The sequence below is a fragment of the Pseudoalteromonas sp. XI10 genome (assembly GCF_001469895.1).
Taxonomy (GTDB): domain Bacteria; phylum Pseudomonadota; class Gammaproteobacteria; order Enterobacterales; family Alteromonadaceae; genus Pseudoalteromonas.
Genome location: NZ_LOPY01000047.1, coordinates 78,409 through 102,335, shown reverse-complemented (window position 1 = coordinate 102,335; position 23,927 = coordinate 78,409). Strand labels below are relative to the sequence as shown.

Annotated in this window: 23 protein-coding genes; 18 read left to right on the top strand and 5 right to left on the bottom strand. The window is 40.6% G+C overall.

The features are described from left to right. Positions 1–119 precede the first annotated feature (119 nt). Positions 120–1,040 carry a 2-hydroxyacid dehydrogenase gene (locus tag AUR67_RS12315; protein ID WP_058585477.1) on the top strand — a complete coding sequence of 307 codons (921 nt, stop codon included), beginning with the start codon at positions 120–122 and terminating at the stop codon, positions 1,038–1,040. Between the two features lie 97 nt (positions 1,041–1,137). Beyond that, positions 1,138–1,272: a hypothetical protein gene (locus AUR67_RS21485; RefSeq protein WP_268801430.1), complete on the top strand. Its 135-nt coding sequence runs from the start codon at positions 1,138–1,140 to the stop codon at positions 1,270–1,272. Positions 1,273–1,334: 62 nt separating this feature from the next. Here the strand turns inward: AUR67_RS21485 and smrA are convergent, their stop codons facing one another. The 3 genes from smrA to AUR67_RS12300 all read right to left on the bottom strand — a co-directional run bounded on the left by smrA (position 1,335) and on the right by AUR67_RS12300 (position 3,117). Next, positions 1,335–1,916, bottom strand: coding sequence for a DNA endonuclease SmrA (gene smrA / locus AUR67_RS12310; RefSeq protein ID WP_054561916.1), 582 nt, complete (start codon positions 1,914–1,916; stop codon positions 1,335–1,337). Between the two features lie 411 nt (positions 1,917–2,327). Beyond that, the gene (locus AUR67_RS12305; RefSeq protein WP_054551958.1) at positions 2,328–2,573 is read right to left on the bottom strand and encodes a hypothetical protein; all 246 of its coding nucleotides are present in this window, start codon (positions 2,571–2,573) and stop codon (positions 2,328–2,330) included. Positions 2,574–2,673: 100 nt separating this feature from the next. Continuing rightward, positions 2,674–3,117 carry a hypothetical protein gene (locus tag AUR67_RS12300; protein WP_054561915.1) on the bottom strand — a complete coding sequence of 148 codons (444 nt, stop codon included), beginning with the start codon at positions 3,115–3,117 and terminating at the stop codon, positions 2,674–2,676. A 150-nt stretch (positions 3,118–3,267) separates the two neighbouring features. On the opposite strand from AUR67_RS12300, the gene AUR67_RS12295 reads away from it, so the two are divergent. After that, positions 3,268–3,651, top strand: coding sequence for a response regulator (locus AUR67_RS12295; RefSeq protein ID WP_054561914.1), 384 nt, complete (start codon positions 3,268–3,270; stop codon positions 3,649–3,651). A gap of 95 nt (positions 3,652–3,746) precedes the next feature. Here the strand turns inward: AUR67_RS12295 and rpsT are convergent, their stop codons facing one another. Beyond that, positions 3,747–4,007, bottom strand: coding sequence for a 30S ribosomal protein S20 (rpsT, locus tag AUR67_RS12290; RefSeq protein WP_054561913.1), 261 nt, complete (start codon positions 4,005–4,007; stop codon positions 3,747–3,749). Between the two features lie 243 nt (positions 4,008–4,250). Here rpsT and murJ point away from each other — a divergent pair, with 243 nt between their 5' ends. The 15 genes from murJ (at position 4,251) to AUR67_RS12215 (ending at position 23,347) form a co-directional block, all read left to right on the top strand. Then, positions 4,251–5,831 carry a murein biosynthesis integral membrane protein MurJ gene (gene murJ, locus AUR67_RS12285; protein WP_268801429.1) on the top strand — a complete coding sequence of 527 codons (1,581 nt, stop codon included), beginning with the start codon at positions 4,251–4,253 and terminating at the stop codon, positions 5,829–5,831. A 73-nt stretch (positions 5,832–5,904) separates the two neighbouring features. After that, positions 5,905–6,831 carry a bifunctional riboflavin kinase/FAD synthetase gene (gene ribF, locus AUR67_RS12280; protein ID WP_054561912.1) on the top strand — a complete coding sequence of 309 codons (927 nt, stop codon included), beginning with the start codon at positions 5,905–5,907 and terminating at the stop codon, positions 6,829–6,831. A 25-nt stretch (positions 6,832–6,856) separates the two neighbouring features. Continuing rightward, positions 6,857–9,682, top strand: a complete 2,826-nt coding sequence (gene ileS / locus AUR67_RS12275) for an isoleucine--tRNA ligase (protein WP_058585476.1) — start codon at positions 6,857–6,859, stop codon at positions 9,680–9,682. 9 nt (positions 9,683–9,691) lie between these two features. Beyond that, positions 9,692–10,192 (top strand): signal peptidase II, encoded by a 501-nt coding sequence (gene lspA / locus AUR67_RS12270; RefSeq protein ID WP_054561910.1) that lies wholly within the window; start codon positions 9,692–9,694, stop codon positions 10,190–10,192. Then, the gene (gene fkpB / locus AUR67_RS12265) at positions 10,189–10,629 is read left to right on the top strand and encodes an FKBP-type peptidyl-prolyl cis-trans isomerase (protein ID WP_058585475.1); all 441 of its coding nucleotides are present in this window, start codon (positions 10,189–10,191) and stop codon (positions 10,627–10,629) included. The genes lspA and fkpB overlap by 4 nt, the downstream gene beginning before the upstream one ends. After that, the gene (gene ispH, locus AUR67_RS12260; RefSeq protein ID WP_058585474.1) at positions 10,629–11,558 is read left to right on the top strand and encodes a 4-hydroxy-3-methylbut-2-enyl diphosphate reductase; all 930 of its coding nucleotides are present in this window, start codon (positions 10,629–10,631) and stop codon (positions 11,556–11,558) included. The genes fkpB and ispH overlap by 1 nt, the downstream gene beginning before the upstream one ends. Before the next feature lie 38 nt (positions 11,559–11,596). Continuing rightward, positions 11,597–12,622, top strand: a complete 1,026-nt coding sequence (locus AUR67_RS12255; RefSeq protein WP_058585473.1) for a sensor histidine kinase — start codon at positions 11,597–11,599, stop codon at positions 12,620–12,622. After that, entirely contained in the window at positions 12,619–13,329 is a 711-nt protein-coding gene (locus tag AUR67_RS12250) for a LytTR family DNA-binding domain-containing protein (RefSeq protein ID WP_321166305.1), read from the top strand. Before AUR67_RS12255 ends, AUR67_RS12250 begins: the two co-directional genes overlap by 4 nt. A gap of 181 nt (positions 13,330–13,510) precedes the next feature. Further along, positions 13,511–14,065, top strand: a complete 555-nt coding sequence (gene pilV / locus AUR67_RS12245) for a type IV pilus modification protein PilV (protein WP_062564361.1) — start codon at positions 13,511–13,513, stop codon at positions 14,063–14,065. A 1-nt stretch (position 14,066) separates the two neighbouring features. Beyond that, on the top strand, positions 14,067–15,056 hold the full coding sequence (locus AUR67_RS12240; protein ID WP_058585471.1) for a PilW family protein: 990 nt from the start codon (positions 14,067–14,069) through the stop codon (positions 15,054–15,056). After that, a complete protein-coding gene (locus tag AUR67_RS12235) occupies positions 15,044–15,526 on the top strand; it encodes a hypothetical protein (RefSeq protein WP_058585470.1) in 483 nt (160 codons plus the stop codon). The genes AUR67_RS12240 and AUR67_RS12235 overlap by 13 nt, the downstream gene beginning before the upstream one ends. 15 nt (positions 15,527–15,541) lie before the next feature. Then, positions 15,542–18,580 (top strand): PilC/PilY family type IV pilus protein, encoded by a 3,039-nt coding sequence (locus AUR67_RS12230; protein WP_058585469.1) that lies wholly within the window; start codon positions 15,542–15,544, stop codon positions 18,578–18,580. Between the two features lie 448 nt (positions 18,581–19,028). Then, positions 19,029–19,541 carry a hypothetical protein gene (locus AUR67_RS12225; protein WP_058585468.1) on the top strand — a complete coding sequence of 171 codons (513 nt, stop codon included), beginning with the start codon at positions 19,029–19,031 and terminating at the stop codon, positions 19,539–19,541. A gap of 12 nt (positions 19,542–19,553) precedes the next feature. Beyond that, positions 19,554–22,769: a pilus assembly protein gene (locus tag AUR67_RS12220; RefSeq protein ID WP_058585467.1), complete on the top strand. Its 3,216-nt coding sequence runs from the start codon at positions 19,554–19,556 to the stop codon at positions 22,767–22,769. Positions 22,770–22,921: 152 nt separating this feature from the next. After that, a complete protein-coding gene (locus AUR67_RS12215) occupies positions 22,922–23,347 on the top strand; it encodes a type IV pilin protein (RefSeq protein ID WP_058585466.1) in 426 nt (141 codons plus the stop codon). Between the two features lie 6 nt (positions 23,348–23,353). On the opposite strand, the gene AUR67_RS12210 is transcribed toward AUR67_RS12215, so the two are convergent. Beyond that, complete coding sequence (locus AUR67_RS12210) at positions 23,354–23,893, bottom strand: GspH/FimT family protein (protein WP_058585465.1); 540 nt, start codon at positions 23,891–23,893, stop codon at positions 23,354–23,356. Positions 23,894–23,927: the final 34 nt, after the last annotated feature.

Sequence of the window (23,927 nt, the reverse complement as noted above, 5' to 3'; positions counted from 1 at the left end):
ACCTCAAACATAAACGCATTCAGCGATGAGGTTAGGGTAAGAGTTCGCTGTGACAGTTAGGTTGCAGTTGTGTGACTTTTTAAAGAGCGCTTCGAATACGAGGCAAAATGGAGAAGACAATGATTTTACTTGTAGCTGTAACAGGCCGAGATTGCAGCCAATTAATTGCCCGATTACAAGCGTTATTACCAGAGGTTGACGTGCAGCTTTGGTCTGAGTGCACTGATTACCAAGCCGTTGAGTTTGTACTGGCTTGGAATGCCCCTGCTGACTTATGGCCTAAGCTGGTAAATTTAAAAGCGGTTTCTTCATTTGGTGCTGGCGTTGATAGCATCGACTTAACGAAGATAGCGGCGCACGTCCCCGTTGTTAGAATTGTCGATGATAATCTTGCAAATGATATGGCAGAGTACGTGTTGACCCATGTGTTGGCACACAAGCTGAGACTCAAAGAATATTATTTAAAACAATCAGCCAGTACTTGGAAGCCAAAGCGAGCGTATTCACATCAACATGTGGGTATTTTGGGTTATGGCGAACTAGGTAAAGCCTGTGCTAAGCGTTTACTCGCAAATGGCTTTAGAGTGAGTGCCTGGTCTAATAGTGAAAAACACGATGCTGAAGTTAATACCTATTACACACAGCAGGGGTTAGATGACATGCTTGGTCAAATTGATTATCTCGTGTGCTTGCTGCCACTTAACCAACACACTCAGGGTATCATTAACAAATCACTGCTAAGTAAATTGCAGAATCATGCGGTGCTTATTAATGTTGCCAGAGGCAAGCATGTTGTCGATGAAGACTTGCTTGAAGCACTTGATAGTGAGCAATTACGCGGCGCTACCCTTGATGTGTTTAGCGAAGAGCCTTTACCTAAGGCGCATGCTTACTGGTCTCATGAAAAGGTGACCTTAACACCTCACTGTGCTGCATTGTCAGATTTAGAGACTGTGACTTTGCAAATTGCGGGTAATGTCAAAAGATTAATTGAAGGGAAAAATCTAATAAATCAGGTCGATAGAACAAAAGGTTATTGACACATTACAAATTAGTTTAATATACACCTTGTTAACATCTGTAACTTTGCTATTCTGTTGTTGCTCAATAAAAAAACAATAATAAAAAAGAGGCGTTATGAAATCTAATCAAGGTGGAGCTAAATTTAGTCTAGTCGTAGTGTCAGTAATCGTTCTTGGTGTTTCAGCATGGTTTAATCAAGCGAATGCATCAGAGCAGCCGGCTCAGGTTATTGAAGTAAGCCAATCATAACCAACCAATCACAGTTAATATGTGCAGCATGTTTTTATGCTGCACTTCAACCACTTATTCTATTAACTTCTTTTTGAATGGATTTCTCTGTTCTCGTGTTTCTTCTCGTCTGACTTTTTAATCATCACATACGTCGCACCGCTACCACCATGATGCTTAAGGGCGCTATGAAAGGCTAAAACCGCTGGAATTTCTTGCAGCCACTTATTGGTATAGCTCTTTAAAATACCCGGCTGTGATTTATTTTTGATACCGATACCATGGCGAATTAGTACGACACGAATATTTCGTTTATGGCAGTCATCAATAAAATTAAAAAGCGTACTGCGCGCTCGTTGAAGAGGCTGGCCATGCAAATCAAGCGTGGCATCGAGTTGATATTTAGCTAAACGCAGATTTTTATATACTTGGCCTTGTACGCCATCTTTTTTAAATGCCAATATGGCATGAGGATCTAATAGCTCAACGAATTCAGTACGTAAATAGTTTTCATCAATTGCTAAATCACACTCAGCTGCTTTACGTTTTTCTTGTTGCGCTAAAGAAGGGCCCTGTTTCGTAGAATCAAATTGAACAGTGTCATGCTTAAGAGGTTTTACGTCTTCCATTGATGAGAGAAATAAGTCGAAGTCGTTTAATGACATAATGTACCTCCAAATTATCAATACTCAAACCACCTCAAGGTGCGAGTTTCAGTTGGAATTAAAAGCGATTTAGGCAAGGCATTGATTGCAAATAATAGTGGTTCTATTGTTAAAATCAATAACGCAGTATAAATCGCTTTTAAACCAACCCTCTGGGCGTTTCACAGGCACTTACTCTCATAGTTGTTACTTCTTAAAAGGGACCACCATTCTTGCAAAGTAACGCCTTGATATTAAGCACCTGTGAAACGCTGAATTCTGCATCTTGAGGTGGCTTGGGTATATATACGCCGTTTATGGTATCTAAGTTCAATCATTTTGTAAGTAAAAAAAAGCCCAAGCAGAGGGCTGCTTGGGCATAAAAGCTGATAGATGGGATAGCCTATTCTATCAATTTATCTTAGGAGAAGATTAACCTTGATTGATATTCAATTGGCCAAATGTGTAGACCTTGAATAAATAAAATGTGTTGATCAACACCAAGCTCATATTTGAGATAACGCTTGATGACATCAGATCTAAACTAAACGATAAAAATAATAAACTACACGCGCTAATCGCTGCAAAACGCAGTAATGTAAGCTGGTTAATAAAAAATGCACCTAGTCCTAGTGCAAGTAACGTTAAGTTTAAAAGCCAATCTAGCTCGTTTAGCATGGTCGTATCTGATCGTGTCTGTGTTGAAAAAGGAGCGCCATTATGGTGATCTTTTACACAGCTTTCAACCAAGTAATTTTAAATTTTCGGATTAGATTTTTTAATCCATTATTAGCTTTTTCATGGCAGCAAAAAAACCACTTTGCTCTGTCACGCGATACTTCTGGCAGGTATCTGGTTTGCGCTTATCCTGGCAGAGGTAAATAATGTTGCGGCTTAGGTCTGCACGGGGGCTGAGGGTTGAATCAAATAAGTTTGCACCATAACCAAAAACCCCTGGCCAAAATACACTTTGCGAGACCATACCTAGCTTTTCATAAGTGATTAACACAGGTTTGGGCGTAATTAGCAGAATTAATACAACTGCTGCGAGCGCATACCACCGTGTTTTACTTTTTTTAAGTTCGACTTCAGGAACGCTTTGCTGCGCAGCTTGTGCTCGCGCTTGTTGCTGGGGAGCTGGTCTTTGGCGCTTTGCTTGTGTTGGCTTTTTTCGTGCAGGTGTTTTACCAAGCAAAGATTGTTTTTTTATTTTATTAGACATAAAGCTTATCTGGCCTTTTTAATATAGGTCTCTATAATGAGATTATAACGAAGTTTTTGATATAATAGTCAAATTCAAATTACTTATAGCTTAAATGCGTTACACTCTTAAGTGCAATGAGTGTTTATCTTCATAGTTAAGAGGAATAGTATGGATACGCAGCTTTCAATTCTTATTGTGGACGACGTAGGCACGGTTCGCAGTTTTTTAAATCAAACATTAATGCACCTAGGTATCGACAATGTGCGTGAGGCTTCTACGGCCGCGCAGTGTTTAAGCGCATGTAAAGAAAAAGAGTTTAATATTATCTTTTTAGATATTGAATTACCCGATGGGGATGGTAAAGAGATTATCTCGCAAATCAACGAAATCTCGCCTGAAGCAAACGTTGTAATGGTTTCGGCTCATTCAACAGTAGAAAACGTTAAAGAAGCGATTGAGAAGGGCGCTAAAGGCTTTGTGGTTAAACCTTTCACACCTAAGAAAATTGCCGCAATGTTGAAAAAGTTCTACCCAGAGCTCGAAATTGTCTAGCTAATTAATTATTGGGCATTTAGAAAGTGCCTAATTAAATTACAGGTAAAAAAAAACCGGCAAAAGCCGGTTTTTTCATATTCATCAAAAACAAATTATAGCGCTTTGATTTTAGCTGCTAAACGGCTCTTATGACGAGCTGCTTTGTTCTTGTGGATTAGACCTTTAGTTGCGTAACGGTCTAGGATAGGTGTTGCAACAGCGAATGCCGCTTGTGCAGCTTCTTTGTCGCCCGCTTCAATAGCAGTAACTACTTTTTTGAAGTAAGTACGCATCATTGAACGACGGCTTGCGTTATGTTGACGATTTTTTTCGCTCGTAATAGCGCGTTTTTTTGCAGACTTGATGTTAGCCAAGGTTTGCTCCTAACAATCTTAAAATAAGCTTAATTTAAAGGCCGTGGAATATGCCTGTTTTTATCATGAATGTCAACGAAATTTTGACATCTCAAGAAAAACTGCTCCTTATAACGAACATCAATTTGCCGCTTTAGCAGTTAATATCGCTATTGTAACAAAGGGTCGGGTTCGAGCCTAGTGCTTTAAGGATATTTTAGGCATAATCGCCCATCTTAGAAGTTTTTTGATAATAGGTTTAAGGTGGCAAAAGGATTATTTCGTTCTGGGATGATTGTTAGTGCAATGACGATGATCTCGCGTATTTTAGGGTTAGTACGAGATGCTGTTGTGGCAAATCTGCTAGGTGCCAGTGCTGCTGCGGATGTGTTTTTATTTGCCAATCGAATTCCTAACTTTTTAAGGCGGTTATTTGCCGAAGGAGCCTTTGCTCAAGCTTTTGTGCCGGTTTTATCTGAGATAAAAGAACAACAAGGCGATGATAAAGTCAGGCTGTTTGTGGCTCAAGCAGCCGGCACCCTAGGAACTATTTTATTAATTGTTACCATTTTTGGGGTGGTTGCCTCTCCAGTCATAGCTGCTTTATTTGGTACCGGTTGGTTTATCGATTGGTGGCAAGGAGGCGAAAATGCAGAAAAGTTTGTACTGGCTAGTGCACTGTTAAAACTGACTTTCCCTTACTTATTTTTCGTGAGTTTGGTTGCCCTAAGTGGTGCGGTTATGAACGTATATAATCGCTTTGCTGTGGCGGCATTTACCCCTGTGCTGTTGAATATATCAATTATCACTTGTGCTGTTTTTCTACACGATAAATTTTCGGTGGGGGCATACGCGCTTGCCATCGGCGTGTTTGTAGGGGGCTTAGTACAGTTATTGTTCCAGTTGCCATTTTTGTATCGTGCCCGTATGTTGAGCCGCCCTAAATGGGGCTGGCAAGATGAAAACGTTAAGAAAGTCCGAAAACTCATGCTACCAGCCTTGTTTGGTGTGTCTATCAGTCAAATAAACCTGTTACTCGACACTATGATCGCCTCGATGTTGATGACCGGCTCTATCGCGTGGCTTTATTACTCTGACCGTTTAATTGAGTTTCCTCTTGGCTTATTTGGTATCGGTATAGCAACGGTCATACTGCCTGCATTGTCTAAGCTACATAGCACCAAAAGCACAAAAGATTTTCAACTAACCCTCGATTGGGGGGTGAGGTTTGTTATTTTCTTAGGCTTACCGGCCATGTTTGGCTTAATGGTGATAAGCCCGCTCATTATTACGGTTTTATTTGATCATGGTGCGTTTCAAAACGGTGAAATTGATCATGTAAAAGCGGTAAGTTACGGTGTGATGGCCTACTCTGTGGGACTGGTTAGCTTTATGTTAATCAAGGTGTTAGCTCCAGGTTTCTATTCACGTCAAGATACTAAAACTCCAGTAAAAATAGGCATTAAAACACTGGTGTTAAATATGGTGTTTAACATTATGCTAGCTCCATTTATTGGCTATTTGGGGTTAGCGTTAGCAACCGCGATGTCGGCCAGTTGTAATGCCTATTTGTTGTATCATCAACTACGTAAAGAAGGCGTTTATCAGTTTTCTGCGATGAGCCTTGGTTTTACCTTTAAGTGTTTGTTTTCAAGTTTATTAATGGCTGCTGCAGTGTGGTATGTTGGCCAGCAATTTGCGTGGAAGGCATGGTACTTTACTGAACAAGTGCTGCTGTTGAGTGGGTTATTAGTGCTGGCGGTTTTTGTTTACTTTGCGGCCTTATTCATTTTAGGTGTGCGACTAAATACGATAAAAAGTGTTGCAACTACTGAATCAAACTAAAAAAAAGATTATAATCGGCGCTTCAAGCCCGATATCAATGTTTTGGGCTCGCTGATAAAGGCAAAAAGGTGGTATGGAGTTAATTAGAGGTATTCACAATATTCGCGCGCAGCATTATGGCTGTGTGTTGACCATTGGTAATTTTGATGGCGTGCACTTAGGTCATGCAGAAGTGATTAAAGGCTTGCTGCAAGACGCAGAAAAGCATCAATTGCCAAGTACTGTGATGTTATTTGAGCCTCAGCCACAAGAGTTTTTTGCTAAAGATAATGCACCCGCGCGTTTAACGCGACTACGTGATAAGCTCAGTTTGCTTGCTAAATTAGGCGTGGAGCGAGTGATTTGCATTAGCTTCAATCAGCAATTTGCCAACATGGAAGCAGAACAGTTTGTCAGCCAAGTACTGGTTGAAAAGCTAGGCGTTAAAGCATTAACTGTTGGTGATGACTTTTGTTTTGGCAAACGTCGTCGTGGCGATTTTGCGTTACTAAAAACCATGGGCACTGAGCTGAACATGGATGTGAAAAGTACTGCAAGTTTTCGCAGACTCAATGATAGAGTAAGTAGTACCCTTATTCGCCATGCGCTTGCTGCAGGGCAATTAGAAGATGCAAAAACCATGTTAGGTCATGGTTATGCGATTTCTGGACGTGTTATTCATGGCTGGGCGAAAGGTCGTGAATTAGGGTTCAGAACTGCCAACATAGCACTAAAACGCCAAGTATGCCCTGTAAATGGGGTCTTTGCGGTACGAGCTAAAGTTGGTGATAAAGAATTATATGGGGTTGCAAATATTGGCAACAAACCCACATTTAATGGGACACGCGCATTGTTAGAAGTCCATCTTTTCGACTTTGCGCAAGATATTTACGGACAATTTATGCACGTGGAGCTAATTAAAAAGCTTCGCGATGAGAAAAAATTCGAGACATTAACACAACTGACGGCGCAGATTGCAGATGATGTAACCGCCGCTAAGCAGTGTTTTGGTTTAAATTAGGTAGCCGATACGGAAAGTAGGATTAATGAGCGACTACAAACATACTTTGAATTTACCGGAAACAGCGTTTCCAATGCGCGGCAATTTGGCACAACGTGAACCAAAGATGCTTAAGACATGGTATGAAGACGATCTTTATGGTCAAATTCGCAGCGCTAAAAAAGGTAAAAAAACCTTCATTTTGCATGACGGTCCTCCGTATGCAAACGGTGATATCCATTTAGGCCACTCGGTAAACAAAATTCTTAAAGATATTATTGTTAAGTCAAAAACTTTGTCTGACTTCGACGCACCTTACGTGCCGGGTTGGGACTGTCACGGTTTACCAATTGAATTAATGGTTGAAAAGAAAGTAGGCAAGCCAGGCGTGAAAGTATCGGTTGCTGAGTTCCGTGAAAAGTGTCGCGCATACGCTAAAAAACAAGTCGAAGGTCAAAAAACAGACTTTAAACGTCTTGGTGTATTTGGTGACTGGGACAAGCCTTACTTAACAATGAACTTTGACTTTGAAGCGAACGCGATTCGCGTACTTGGTCGCATCATTAAAAATGGTCACTTACACAAAGGTGCTAAACCTGTTCACTGGTGTACAGATTGTGGTTCAGCACTTGCTGAAGCGGAAGTTGAATACCAAGATAAACAGTCTCCAGCAATCGATGTGCGTTTTCAGTTTGCTGATCAAGATGCTGTAATCAATGCGTTTGAACTTGCTGAAGGCCATGAAGGTACAGGTGCAGTTAGTACAGTGATCTGGACGACAACACCTTGGACATTACCAGCTAACCGTGCAGTAGCGGTTCACGAAAAGCTTGAATATGCTCTTGTTCAAATTGATGATGAAGGTGCACAGCAACGTCTAATTTTAGGCTCTGAGCTAGTTAAAGATGCTATGGACCGTTATGGCTTCAAACATTACCACGTACTCGGTTATGTAAAAGGTGCTGCACTTGAGAACTTACAAGTTGCTCACCCATTCTATGACTTCACAGTGCCTGTGATTGTTGCTGATCACGTAACGACTGATTCTGGTACTGGTGTTGTTCATACTGCACCTGGTCACGGTCAAGAGGATTTCGCGGCAGGTCTTGCTTATGGTTTAGAAGTAGCTAATCCGGTTGGTGCTAACGGTGTTTACTTACCTGACACACCAATGTTTGCAGGCCAGCACGTATTTAAAGCGAATGCGAGCGTTATTGACGTATTAACTGAAAACAATGCGTTATTGCATCATCATGCGCTTACGCACAGCTATCCACATTGCTGGCGTCATAAAACACCTATTATCTTCCGTGCTACGCCACAGTGGTTCGTAAGTATGGACCAAGCTAACCTTCGTCAAGATTCATTAAACGAAATCAAAAAGACTGAGTGGTTACCTGAGTGGGGCGAGAGCCGCATTGCAAACATGGTTGAAGGCCGTCCTGATTGGTGTATTTCACGTCAACGTACATGGGGTGTGCCAATTGCATTATTCGTTGATAAAGACACTGGTGCGCTTCACCCGAATACACAGGAGCTTATCGAAGAAGCTGCGAAATTGGTTGAAAAATCAGGTATTCAAGCTTGGTATGACTTAGACCCAGCTACTTTACTTGGCGATGACGCTGAGCAATACATGAAAGTACAAGATACGCTAGATGTATGGTTTGACTCAGGTGTTACTCACGCATGTGTGGTTGATGCACGTGAAGATTTAACCGGCCCTGCTGATCTTTACTTAGAAGGTTCTGACCAACACCGTGGTTGGTTTATGTCGTCAATGATGACATCGGTTGCTATCAATGGTCATGCGCCATATAAGCAAGTGCTAACACATGGTTTCACGGTTGATGAAAATGGCCGCAAGATGTCTAAATCATTAGGCAACGTAATTTCGCCACAAAACGTGATGAACAAACTAGGTGCTGACATCTTACGTTTATGGGTTGCATCAACTGATTTTACAGCTGAAATGACTGTATCTGATGAAATCTTTAAGCGTTCAGCAGACCGTTATCGTCGTATTCGTAACACGAGCCGTTACTTACTTGCGAACTTAAATGGTTTTGATCCAAAAACTGATCAAGTTGCTATTGAAGACATGGTTGAGCTTGACCGTTGGATTGTGGGCCGTGCAGCTGAACTTCAAGATGAAATCTTAGCGGCTTACGACAAGTATCAAATGCTACTTGTAACGCAAAAGCTAATGAACTTCTGTACTGGTGAGCTAGGTTCGTTCTACTTAGACGTAATCAAAGATCGTCAATACACAGCGAAAAGCGACAGCCACGCGCGTCGTTCATGTCAAACTGCGCTTTACCATATTGCTGAAGCTATGACGCGTTGGATGGCACCGATCTTAAGCTTCACCGCACAAGAAATCTGGGAAGCATTACCAGGTGAGCGTGACAAATTTGTATTCACTTCAGTATGGTACGATGGCTTGCAAGCCTCTTCACAAGGTAAGTTCAGCAACGATGATTGGTTAACAATCCTTAACGTGCGTGATGAAGTAAACCGTGTACTAGAAGCAGCTCGTAAAGAAGAAGTTATTGGTGCAACTCTACAAGCAAACGTAAACATTTATGCAGGTGAAGAGCTAAGCGCGAAATTAGCTGCATTAGGTGATGAACTGCGCTTTGTACTATTAACGTCAGGCGTAACCGTTGAAACTGTGACAGCACAGCCAGAAGATACGCAAGCTACAGAAATTGATGGCTTATACATTAAAGTTGCTGCAACAACCGCTGAAAAATGTGAGCGTTGTTGGCATTACTGTGATGATGTAGGTGCTGATCCTGCTCACCCTGAGATCTGTGGCCGTTGTGTAAGCAATGTTGATGGCGATGGTGAACAGCGTCAGTTCGCATAGGAGTTGTTTGTGAGCAAACTAGCCGGAAAAAGTGGCTTGGTTTGGTTATGGCTTAGTCTACTACTTTTGGTAGTAGACTATGCGACAAAATCACTTGTCGTTAGTACCATGGCCTACGAAGAGTCGATTGATATTCTGCCATTCTTTAATTTCACCTATGTACATAATTATGGTGCAGCCTTCAGCTTTTTAAGTGACTCAGGTGGCTGGCAGCGTTGGTTCTTTAGTTTAATTGCAGTGTCGATCAGTGTGCTTTTAGTGTGGTGGTTGAAACGCTTGCCAGCGTCTAACAAAGTATTATGTTCTGCTTATGCGTTAGTATTAGCCGGTGCGATTGGCAACTTATACGACCGCATCGCTTATGGCTATGTCATTGACTTTCTGCATGTATATTACGAAAACTGGCACTTTCCTGTTTTCAATATTGCCGATTGTGCAATTTGTATCGGTGCCGCATTACTTTTATTTGATGCCTTCACAGGCGAAAGTCCTAAGGAGCAACAAGCATGAGCCAAGCTGTAATTGGTGAAAACTCTGAAGTGATCTTTCATTTCTCAATTAAGTTAGAAGATGGCTCTGCAGCCGACTCAACTAAAGTACATAATAAACCTGCAAAATTGCGAATGGGTGATGGCAGCCTGACAGCAAATTTTGAAAAGTGTTTACTTGGTTTATCTGCTGGTGACAGTAAGTCATTTGCATTAGAGCCTGAAGATGCATTTGGTCAGCCAAACCCAGATAACATTTATTATGTTGATCGCAGCAAGTTTGGTGCAGATACTCCAGCTGAAGTAGGTAATATTATTGCCTTTACTCAACCAGATGGCACTGAGCTACCAGGTCTTGTTCGTGAAGTTCAAGGTGACTCAGTCACGATTGACTTCAACCACCCACTAGCAGGACAGCGTCTAACCTTTGAAGTTGATATTTTAGAGGTAACAGGTTAATGGATATTTTATTAGCGAATCCTCGTGGCTTTTGCGCAGGTGTAGACCGTGCAATTAGTATTGTGGAGCGTGCACTGGATATCTTTGAAAAGCCAATTTATGTGCGCCATGAAGTCGTTCACAATCGATATGTTGTTGATGGTTTAAAAAATCGCGGTGCTGTGTTTGTTGAAGAGCTAGATCAGGTTCCTGACGACAGTATTGTTATCTTCAGTGCGCATGGTGTATCGCAGGCGGTACGTAGTGAAGCAAAACGTCGCGACCTTAAAGTGTTCGATGCAACTTGCCCATTGGTAACAAAAGTACATATGGAAGTTACACGCGCAAGCCGTAAAGGCACTGAGTGCGTGTTAATTGGTCACCATGGCCATCCTGAAGTAGAAGGTACAATGGGGCAGTACGACAACGAAGCGGGTGGTATTTACTTAGTAGAAACCCCTGAAGATGTTGCTAGCCTGACGGTTAAAAACCCTGAAAATCTATTTTACTGTAGTCAAACGACGTTATCTGTAGATGATACGGCAGATGTGATTGATGCACTTCGTACTAAGTTTCCGGCAATTGATGGCCCGCGTAAAGATGACATTTGTTATGCCACGCAGAACCGTCAAGATGCAGTTCGAGATTTAGCAGATAAAGTGGATGTGCTGCTTGTTGTAGGGGCTAAAAATAGCTCTAACTCAAATCGTTTACGTGAACTTGCTGACAAAATGGGCACCACTGCTTATTTAATTGATGATGCGAGTAATGTTGAAGCGGATTGGTTCAACAGCATCAATGCAGTGGGTGTAACTGCAGGTGCATCTGCACCAGAAGTTTTAGTTCAACAGGTTATTGCTCGTCTAAAAGAATTGGGTGGTAACCAAGTTGTTGAAAATCCAGGTGAAGAAGAGAACATAGTATTTGCCGTTCCTGTTGAGCTACGCTAATCTAAGCAAATAGTAGTCAACAGTTAAAAGAGGAGCCCATGAGCAAACAGCCAAATTCAAACGGCTTGCTGATTGCGGCTCTTTTTCAATCTCGCGGTGTCCTTGCCACACTGATCGTCAGCCAAGTCATTGCTATTTTGCTCGCCTTCTCACCCATGAGTTTAGGTGATGTTTGGTTACGCCTTGCTATATTTAGCTGCTTTTTACATCTAATCTTTCTATCAAGCTTGTCGTTACTGTATGTGTGCCGAGCCTTACTTACAGAGCTGTCACATTCAAAGCAGTTATTCATTCTGATATTCACATTACTGGCATTAACGTATGTTTTTAGTTGGCTGTTTTTGTCAGTGTTTTCAGATGTGTTCGCTATGGAGTCGAGGTCGAGTTTTATTGTCAGCAATTTACTGATCATATTTTTAGTAACGGCGCTATTTAGTCAGTTTTTGCTTATTCATAATCAAAAAGAGCAGCAAACGAAAGCGTTAGCGCAGGCTGAGCTTGATGCCTTACAAGCAAGAATTCGCCCCCACTTTTTGTTTAATAGTTTGAACACTGCAGCTGAGCTGACACATTATGATGCTGACGCGGCTGAACAAGCAATTTTAGCGCTGGCGGCGCTGTCACAGGCTGCTATGCGCAGTGGTAAAGCCATAAAGCTTGTTGACGAAATTACTTTGTGCCAACAGTATGTAGCCCTTGAGCGTTGGCGCTATGGCGAACGCCTAGCATTAAGCTGGCAATTACCTGGCGAGTTGCCAGACATTGATATTCCGTGTTTAACAATACAGCCAATTATTGAAAATGCGGTATTTTATGGCGTCGAGCCAGCAGAACAAGGTAATATTTCTGTTGAAATGCATCAATCGGATAAAGCTTATACCTTTATTATAACGAATCCTGTAGCTGCAGAAGTGAATAACTCACGAACAGGAAATGGGATGGCACTGGATAATATTCGCCAACGTTTGGCGCTTTTCTATCAACAAAAAGCGCAACTTACGACGACTATCCGTGATGGAATCTTTAGAGTGAAGCTGGTAATACCAAAGCAGAGGGATGCATGATAAAAGTTTTGATTGCTGATGATGAACCACTAGCAAGGGCGCGTATCAAACGTTTATTAGCTGCAAATGAGGGTTGCACTATTGTTGGTGAAGCAAGTAATGGTGAGCAAGCAATTGAACTTTGTAAGCAACTACAGCCCGATTTAGTGATGCTTGATATTAATATGCCTAAGCAGTCTGGCCTTGAAGTGGCCGCAGAGCTAAAACTGTTTTCGATCCCGCCTGCAGTTATGTTTTTAACGGCCCATTCAGAGCATGCTCTAACTGCATTTGAGCTCGCTGTTGATGGCTATTTAGTTAAACCTGTGTCTGAGCAGGCATTAACCAAAGCAATGACGCAACTTAGTAAATTAAACCGTACTCAAGTAACCGCCCCCGAAAATAACTACATTAGTTATCAACTTGCAGGTGTAATACGACGAGTCAATGTAGATGATGTGGTTTGCTGTATCGCAGAGCAAAAATATACCCGAGTAGTGTTTTTTGAAGGTGAGGCACTTGTTGAGCAAAGTTTAAAGCAACTAGAGCAAACCTATCCGCTGCAGCTACTTAGAATTCACCGAAATACACTTGTGAATAAGCAACATATTGTTAGCCTTAATAGCCCATCTTCAGGTGGGCATACAGTTACGATGAAGCAGTTTGAGGAGCCTTTGGCAGTTAGTCGCCGAGAGCTTAAAAATGTTAAAGCTCTCATGGGTAAATAATAACAATCTTCATTGCAGCATCTTATCTTCAATAATTACTTTCTTTAGTAGTCATTATCTAACTTTGAGCAAAGTTTAAGTACCGTTTATCGCGCATTTTGACCGCTCATCCATATACAGATTGTTATTTATTTGTGCCGTAATACTCTTACTGTATGTAAAAGTATCCATGAAACTTACCATGATTAAACATTCTGAGCAGCAAGGCTTTACCCTTATAGAAGTACTTATTGCCTTTGTTATTTTAAGCTTTGGTTTATTAGGCGCTGTGGCCCTGCAAGCAAAAGCGAAGCAGGCAAGCTTTGATTCTATGCAGCGTGCAGCTGCTGTAGCATTGGGAAATGACATTATCCAGCGTATGCGAGCGAACGACTCACCTGGCTTTGCAGCGTTATATAATGGCACTTTCGATAGTGATACAGCTCTAAATACGAGTTTGAGTTGCTATAACTCAGCATGTAGTGCTCAGCAATTGGCAGAATTAGATAAACAACAGTGGGTGCGTGCAATTCAGGCTCGTGAAAACACCGGCGCTTTAGACGATGCAACTGTGTGCATTAGTAGTACTCCCGTTGCTGCAGGCAATGCCAGTGAATTCAATATTGAGGTTGTGATCAGTTGGCAAGGCCGTCAAGAACTTAGTGCTAATAAAGATACAGCTGCAATTGATTGTGGTTCTAAAGGCGATAAGCGACGTTTGATTGTTCTACAAAGCTATATTTATTTAAGGTCTTGATATGAAAAAGCATAATGGATTTACTCTCGTCGAGATGATGGTTGCTTTATTCATCGGAGGTGTGGTGCTCGGCGGGGTGATGTTTACCTATATAAGCATGAAATCAACAACTCGTGACACGATGACAATTGGTGAGCTACAAGAAACTGGTAGACTGGCTATGAATATCATGCAACGTGATATTGAACAGATTGGTTTTTGGGGCACGTTTTATGAAGACTCATTTTCGGATGCAAATACAAACAGTTTAGGAAATCCGGGTAATGATTGTTCAGAAGGCCTTAATAATGGCAGCTTTCCAGATACAGCTGCAACCAGTAACTTTCGCTCGGTTTACGCAGTGCAAACAACCAGTAACTCAGCCCTTGGGTGTATTAACAACGTTGAGAAAAATACAGATGTACTGCAAATTAAGTTTTTAGAAGGCTTACAAATTCAACCTGCCAATACTAGCGATAACTATTACTATTTTATTGCCGAGCAAGAGCTTGCTGAGTTTCAGCGCGGCCCAATCGCGGCAGCAGCTGTAAATGGTAATGCCACGATTTGGCGTTATCGACATCATGTTTATTACATAACAAAGCAAACCTACACCATTAATGACCAAAGAGTGTCTGTTCCTTTACTTAGACGTAAACGCTTAACTCCTTCTGGGGGCATGACAACTGAAACGGTTATGGAAGGGGTAGAAAATATGCACTTTGTGTTTGGTCTTGATACTACAAATAACAGTCGTGTTGATACATATAAAAGTATCAGCCAGATGACCAACACTGATTGGGAAAATCGCCGTGGTATTTTGACAGTGCAAGTATTCTTACTTGTGAGATCGCTTTTACCAGATTCAAACCTTAAGTTAAAAAATCAAACTTATACATTGGGTGAAGACGCAAATAGCCGCGTTCTTACATTTGACGATAACTACCGACGCGCACTATTTACGACCACTATCCGCTTGAACAATGTTGGGGCAAACTTATGGCGCATTTAACTATGATGCATAAGCAACAAGGTGTTGTATTAATCGTTGCTTTGATCATGGTTATTGCGATAACCGGTATTGCTGTGACTTTGATGAGCAGCAGTAGTGTAGATATTAAAATCACAAATGCCGCTCAAGAGAGAGAAGCGGCAGAGAATGAATTAATTGGTGATGTACAAAACGTCATTGCTAATGAAGCAAAAAAATTAGGTAACAGCCGGTTTTTCTTTAGTAGAGGGCAAGTTCCTGAAACAGGCCTCGATCTAGGTAATACGAATGACACATCTAATACCATGTTTAACAAAAATGAAGGCCCTATGGCTTTAAGGTGCCCAAGACGTTTTGATGATACTGCAGGCTTAAGATGCAATATGGTTGAGATTAATTCAGTGATTGAATATGGCTCTAAAAGTAAGCATAACCTCACTATTACAACAGGGATTGCTCAAGAAATGCTGAGCTTAAATAGTGGAAATTAATGGAGTAAGGCGAGTATGAAAATGAAGTTAAACAGCCTATTTTTTATTTTTGCATGTGTATTTTGCCAAAACCTTTATGCTGAAGATATTGATCTATATGTAAATTATGACGTAGCGGAAGACGAAAAATTACGAGTCTTACTTGTTTTTGATACATCAAATAGCATGGCATTCTCGATAGAGACGGGCAAAGTCTGTAGAAGTAAGGGGAAACTCGCACTATGTCCTGAAGGAAGTCGTTTAGAAGTCGCACAGGAAGCGATGATTAAATTAATTAACGACAATAGTGATATTGAATTTGGTTTAATGCGGCTTATTAAGGGGACGGGTGGATATGTTATTCATGGGATTGGTACAAGCCATAAAAAGATAAAAAATACCATAAGAAACTGGGATGTAACGTCGTTACAGGCAGGAACACCCCTTGTTGAAACCATTACAGAAGGGTGGCGATACCTAACGGGCGATGAAATATCCTATGCGAATTTAGTAGACCCCATGGAACGTGATATTTCTATAGAACAAAGTGGCAAGTATATTTCTCCATTCAAGCACTACTCAGGTGATCCAATTCGTTGTGATAATAGCGTTAATATCATATTGATGACAGACGGTGAGCCTTATTGGGATGTTGGGCAAGATGACTATATTAAACGCTTGTACAAAAGTATTTATGGTACTGAACCTGAAGCAGTTGGTAAGAGTCATTTACCCTCAATGGCAACAATTCTTCATGGTAAAAAGAATGAAAATAGGGATATATATCCTGAAACAAGTGTTATAGATGGCGCGAATGTTTACACGATTGGTTTTGGTAAAGGTTTATCTAAAAACGCAGGAGATATTTTACAGGCAACTGCTGATAATGGTGGTGGTGATTATATTTTCGCAGAGTCTCCAGAAGAGTTAAGTAAGGCATTTAATAATGTTCTGACCGATATCAGAGAGGTCAACTCAACTTTTTCTTCGCCATCGGTAGCATCAAATAATTCAGATAAATTATCACATCGCGATGCAGTTTATTTTCCTATGTTTTTACCTTCTAACGATGCTCGATGGCGAGGGAACCTAAAAAAGTTGAAGGTGTCAGGTGGTAGCGTGGTTGATGCTAACTCAAAAATCGCAGTAGATAGTGATGGTGCAATTTTATCTACAGCTAAAACCTTTTGGTCCGAGGATACGGCACTACCAGACGGTAATATCGTGCAGTCAGGGGGAGTGAATGCATACTTAGCAAAACAAAATAGCATCGCTCTTGCACGTGGTTCTAGAAAGATTATTTCAAACCTTAAAGATGACATTATACGTCACTTTAGAGGCTTAAGTATTATGGCGTTTTACGGAACTGTTGGAAAAGCCGCAGCCGCTTTTGGTGATCCAAGTTTGAGAGTTTCTGATATTTATAACCTTTCTAATTGGTCTCGTGGAATTGATATCTATGATGAAGATGGTGATGGAGATCGACGGGAAACGCGAGAGGATGTATTTGGCGATCCTCTTCATTCTAAGCCTGTCACTATTGACTACGGAAAAGGTGATGTTCGGATCCTCATTGGTACCAACGCAGGCTATCTGCATATGTTTCAAGATAAAAATGATGTCTTAAAGGAAAGTTGGGCCTTTATACCAAGAAGCTTATATAAAATTATTAAGCCATTGCGGGATAAAGAAAAGCGCACAAAAGTTTATGGTGTCGACGGGCCTATCTCAATATTCTTCGATGATAAGGATAGTGACGGTGTAGTTAATGGTTCTGATCGAGTATGGGCTTTTTTTGGGTTAAGAAGAGGTGGCAATGAATATTATGCACTAAATATAACAAACCCCAACAAACCTGCACTAATGTGGAGAGGTCCTATTGTTGGCGGTACAGGAGACTTCAAAGAGTTAGCACAAACTTGGTCTAAGCCTAAGGTTACTTTCATTAATCTCAAAGGTTACGAAAATAGACCTCTATTAGTATTTGGTGCCGGCTACGACACGAATAAAGATAATTCTATTTCTGCTGACTCAAAAGGGCGGGGCTTATACATTGTCGATGCAGAAACAGGTAAACATGTTTGGGCGTTAACAAACTCAGAAGGTGGCTTTAAAGGTGAGCATAGTATAGCGTCAGACATACATTTACTTGATTCTGATTACGATGGTTACACAGACAGACTGTATGCAAGTGATACTGGCGGTGGAGTTTGGCGAGTTGACTTAGCTACAAACAACAAAAAAAATTGGACGCACTTTCAACTTGCAAAATTAGGCAATAATAACCGCCGCTTTTTTTATGAGCCATATGTTTCAAGAACTCTGTTCAGTAAAGTAACAGAAACAACACTTGATGGTGAAACAACTTACTCAAGAATTGATACTCCATTTGATGCGGTGCTTATAGGCAGTGGTGATCGCACAGATCCTTTTAATTTAAAGGTAAATGATAAGCTCTATATGATTCGTGATATGAACACGGTAACTCGAAGCTTTGAAGAGGATGAAATACCAGACTTAATTTGGCAATCAGATTTAATGAATGTAAATAGTGATCCATTTGCCAAAGTGACCGATAGCTTGAATGATTTTGTTGAGCTAGAAGCTGATTTAGCTGAAAAAGATGGTTGGTACTTTAATTTAGGGTGGGGTGAAAAGGCAACTTCGAAGGCTACTGTGTTAGGAGGCGTTGCTTACTTTACTACATATAAACCAGATACCAGTTCATCATCTGATTCACAGTGCTCGATTGCAGAAGGGCAAGGTTATCTTTATGCATTTCATCTTCATTATGGGACCAAAGTTTATGACTGGAGAAGGACCCCAACAGCGGCAGAACTACCAGATACACCAACCATGTATGTGGAAGATGGGGAAGTATTTATTTTACAGTTACCAAATGAAGATTCTAATTGTACAACTAACTGTAAGAAAACTGCACCAAAAGTAATTAATGGGCCTACCCCTAGCGTCGATGAAAATGGCAATGTTCAGCTTTATGATGAAGAACCTCTTAAATTAGAAGTCCATCAAAGTTATATTTATAAGCAAGAACAAAATGATAATAGCTTATGATTAAAATTTTCGTTAATTAGTTTTTATATTTAACTTTTCTTTATTTAACTTGTGTTTTTCAACCCGGATCTTTTTCTGGGTTGAATGCTTTTTATAATCACTTTTTCATTGCTAATTATCTAGCTTCATAATCTCTCACAGCAACTTTGTACTGAAAAGTTTACACTTAAGTTTTTGTAATATCGTTATTTTTTTGTTTTAACTCTAGGCAGTTTGTAACATTTTAAATTGATTGGAATTTTCTTTTTTACCTTTCTGTATTTTCTTGAATTAAATCTTTAAATTTTTTAATAAATAACTGGAATGATGTTGTTTATTTATTATAATACTAATTAGTTAGCATTAATAGGTTGTGTTTTTTAAATTTAAAAACACTTTTTACCTGATTTTTTTTGGCTTAGATATTACTAGGCGAAATGTAGATGAAATATCAACACGAAGGTTTGCTATGAAAAATTTTTCAATTAATCAAAATAGAAAAAACAGTGTTCCTAATATACGCAAACAACAAGGCATAGTGCTTATTATTGCTTTGATTATGGTCGTTGCTGTGACAGGTATAGCTGTGACTTTAATGAATAGCAGCAGTGTAGATATAAAAATTACAAATTCAGCTCAAGAGCGTGAGACTGCAGAAAATAGCTTAATTGGTACAGTGCAAAAAGTTATCGCTAATGAAGCGGCAGCAGGTGGCAATAGTGCTTTTTTAATGAAGGCATCTGAAATACCTGAGGGCGGTTTTGGTATGGATGATATGGATGGCGCATCTAATACTATGACAAATCTAAATAATGGTGCGCTAGATTTACCATGCCCACGTAAATTTAACTTTACCGCCGGTGTGTCATGTAACATGGTCCAAGTAGATACCACTATTACTTATGGCACTAAGAGTAAACATACCTTAACGATCAGCACAGGCGTTGCCCAAGAAATGGCTAGCCTCAATACCGGTGGTTAGTGGAGAAAAGTGATGAATTTAGAAAAAATAACTCAGCGTATACTGCTAACTTCTTTAGCAGTATTTAGTTTTTTGGGTCACGCGGAAGATATTGAATTATATGTCAATCACAATGCCAATCTAGATGAAAAGCCTCGTGTTCTTATCGTTTTCGATACCTCAGGTAGTATGGCTTTTTCGACTAGTTCCGGTAACAGTTGTGGTTACTCACGTGGTTATATTTTATGTAGTGATAGCCGTTTAGGCGTTGCCCAGGATGCTATTACTAAACTGGTTGATGGTAACGATGACATTGATTTTGGCTTAATGCGTTTTAACAGTACCAATGGTGGCTATGTGCTTGCAGGCATTGGTTCAGAAATATCAGCCTTAAAAACCACAATTGCGGGGCTGCCTGCCGATGGCGGGACACCACTGACCGAAACGCTTTGGGAAGCCTACCTTTATATAACAGGGCAAAGTCTTTTCTACGGTGAAAAAGTTAATGCCGCACTACGTGATACGTCCATAGAGAAGACCGAAACAAGTACATATATGGAGGAGGTATGTGAATGGCGCTATAACAGGGGGTGGAGGTATGTTTGTTGGGATGAGCCCCGCATTGCTTATAACAGCTCATACATTTCCCCGTTTGATAATTCAGAAGAAATAAAGCGCTGTGATAACTCAGTTAACATTATCTATATGACTGACGGTGACCCGTCAGCTGGCTCTGATAATGAACAAGACTCTAATATTAGTGCGTTACACAAGTCGTATTTTGGTAGCTCTCTATCAAGTGATGATAAGATCGCTGGTGTTTACTTACACAAGCTCGCAAAAATCATTCACGGTACTGATGATGTAGAGGTGGATTTAAGGCCAACGACGACAGACATCCACGAAACAGGTCGTGTCTATACCATAGGTTTTGGTTCTGGTATGAGTGATAATGGTAAGCGCTTACTATCTGAAACGGCTGCTGAGGGGGGCGGTAAGTACCTACATGCCAATACCGCAGAGCAACTTTCTGAAGCTCTTAAAAATACGATTACTCAAATTCGAGAAGTGAACGATACGTTTACGGCGCCATCTATAGCAAGTAATAATGTTGACCAAACACGCAGCCGCGAATCAATCTATTATGCGATGTTTTATCCTAAAACAGGGGCTCGTTGGCGCGGAAATCTGAAAAAGCTAAAAGTATCTGGCGATCAAATTATCGATAAAGATGGTAAACCTGCTTTAAATGAAGATGGTTTAATCGATAAAGACGCTAAAACTTTTTGGCTGCCTAGCGGTGAAAGCGCTGATGGTAATTCAGTTGAGTTAGGTGGTGTAAATCTGTATTTGTCTAACTCTTCTAGCGTGCCGAATGAAGGGCGTAAAGTACTAACAAATGTCAACGGTCGCATGCTTAACTTCACCCGTTATCGGGTTGTATTCCATTACGGGACTATAGACAAGGCTGCCGTTGATTTTGAAGCTGATGCGGATGAAGTTGAAGATCTTATTAATTGGTCAAGAGGTCTTGATGTTGATGATGAAGACAAAGATGGATCGACAACGGATTCACGTAAAGACATATTCGGTGATCCGCTGCATTCAAAACCTGTAACAATTGATTATGGTAATGATGATATCCGAGTTTTAATAGGCACTAATGCTGGTTACTTGCACATGTTTCAAGATAAAAATGATGTGTTAAGTGAAAGCTGGGCGTTTATTCCTAGAAGCTTGTATAAAATAATAAAGCCACTTCGTGATAACCAAGCAGATACCAAGGTTTATGGTGTTGACGGGCCAATCTCAGTATTCTTTGATGATAAAAATAGTGATGGAGTAGTAAATGGCTCAGACCGAGTTTGGGCATTCTTTGGCTTAAGACGCGGTGGAAATTACTACTACGGGCTCGACATAACTAACCCAGACTCGCCAAGTTTACTGTGGGATCAACCAATTGTAGGTGGCACAGGTGACTTTAAAGAATTAGGGCAAACTTGGTCTAAACCTACAGTGACGTATGTGAATCTAGATGGTTATAAAGACAGGCCCGTGCTTATTTTTGGTGCGGGTTACGATACAAACAAAGACAATGTTATTCGTACAGATGATACCCATGGACGTGGTATTTTTATTGTTGACGCGCAAACGGGCAAAAAAGTGTGGGCATTAACGCCGAGTGAGAATGGCTTTTTAGGTAAGCATAGTATTGCGTCAGATATTAGTATCTTAGATTCTGACTATGATGGTTATATTGATAGGCTGTATGCAACGGATACAGGCGGTGATGTGTGGCGTGTTGATATGCCTTCTGACAGCCCCACAGATTCAGAAAACCCATGGACACATTTTAAATTAGCAAGTTTAGGCAGTGCACTTTCAACCCAAGATCGCCGCTTTTTCTATAAGCCTCTGATTGCTAGAACTATGTTCAGCAAAGTATCAGAAACGGCCGTCAATGGTGAAACAGTGACTACACGAATTGATACGCCATTTGATGCTGTGCTAATAGGTAGTGGTAACCGCTCTAAACCAACGGGCACTGTTACTAACGATCAGCTATTCATGATCCGTGATATCAATACTGTAACTCAGCCATTCCTTGGTAGTGATGTACCAGCAGCAATTACACAAGCAGACTTGATGAATATGGATTCTGACCCATTTGGAAATGCTCTGGATGACGTGGATAAATTTACTGACTTAGAAATTGAGTTAGGTGAGTATCACGGTTGGTATTACAATTTAGCTTCTGCAGGTGAAAAGTCCCTTGCAGCAAGTACAGTCATCGGTGGTGTCGCTTATTTCACAACCTATACACCAGCTTCATCTACAGAAACAGCGAATCAGTGTTCACTAACTGGTGGTTCAGGAAGTTTATACGCTTTCCACTTACATTACGGTACAAAAGTATATGACAGTTTGAAATTTACTACCTCGAATGATGTTCCTGATACTCCTCAACTTTATTTTGGTGTAGGTGACAGCTGTGTTGATGGTAATAGCGATGGTTACTGTGATGACAACACAGATGAAAAGGTTAAAGAGCAAAGCCAGTTCTTAACCATTGGCCCAGGTATCAAAGGTGAGCAAAATCCACTGAAAGTACAAGAGATCCAAGGTCCAGGTTTAGTTATCGAAGATGGTAAAATTAAACTTGTAAGTGATGCAGTGCCTATTGGCTTTGGCTTTAAAACACAACAAACTTTCATTTATAAGCAAGAGCGAAACGATAATAGCCAATAAAGCACTAAGTGAATGCTCTGCCTTACATGTTTAGGCAGAGCATATGGTAGCTATTTAAGTACCCGCCTTAATTGCATAATTATTGTCAGCCATCTAAGATAAGAACAATTAGAGGTAATTCCTCTAAAAACAATTATATAGGTTTTTAAAAAATGAACTTTATAAGAACAAAGAGTCATAACGGTTTTACGCTAATCGAGTTGATGATTACTGTAGCTATCTTGGGGATCATCGCTAGCATTGCTATTCCTAGTTATTTTGAGCACGTAAAACGTACCGCTCGAACTGAGGCAATTACTTCGTTATTAGATGCAGCTAATAAACAAGAGCAATACTTTGTCGATAACCGAGAATATACAAGCACAATTGCTGATTTAGGTGTTTCTACGACAACAGAAAGTAACTTTTATACCATTAGTGTTAAAGTAGATAATGATGCAGGTACATTTACATTTAAGGCAACACCTAAATCTGGCCCGCCATTACAAGATGCTGAATGTGAAACATTGTCTATTTCTGATACAGGTTTAAAAACGTCAACAGGTTCTGCTGACTCAAGCACCTGCTGGGGTAAATAAGCTTTATTAATTATCAGTTTGACATCTATCTGTATCAATTAATCTAACTCGGCCTATCGGGCTGACTCTAATTGCAAGCCCTTTGAGGCTTGCTTTTATGTATTCTGGGCAGTAGATAAATGTACCATTGCCTAACCCCATCGGCATACCTGCTGGACTAAACGTAACTGCACGACGCGGGTATGTTAGCATGTCAAACTTACTTATAGCTTCGATTTCCATTAGTTTAGTATCACCACTTTCAAATACACCTAGCACGCCTCTGTCTACAAAAACGGTTAACGATTTGTGCCATATAGCTTTGTTGCATCTGTTGTGTTTTAAGGCGCAGAAGGTGACATAGGCATCATTTGTTTGCGCTTTTAGGCGAGTAAACTGCAGTGCTCTTTTCACCGTTTGCATGTTGCTTTCTAAACGGTTTGTAGCCAGAAGTGGCTTATATTCAAATAAGGCGATATGCAGCAGGAGTGATAAAATTGATAGCACTAAGAGGCTTTCAATTAACGTCGCCCCATTGAGGCTGCGCAGAGTTGTAAATGCCTTCATCCTTGAAGACTCCAAATTTGCGACTGTTTATTTA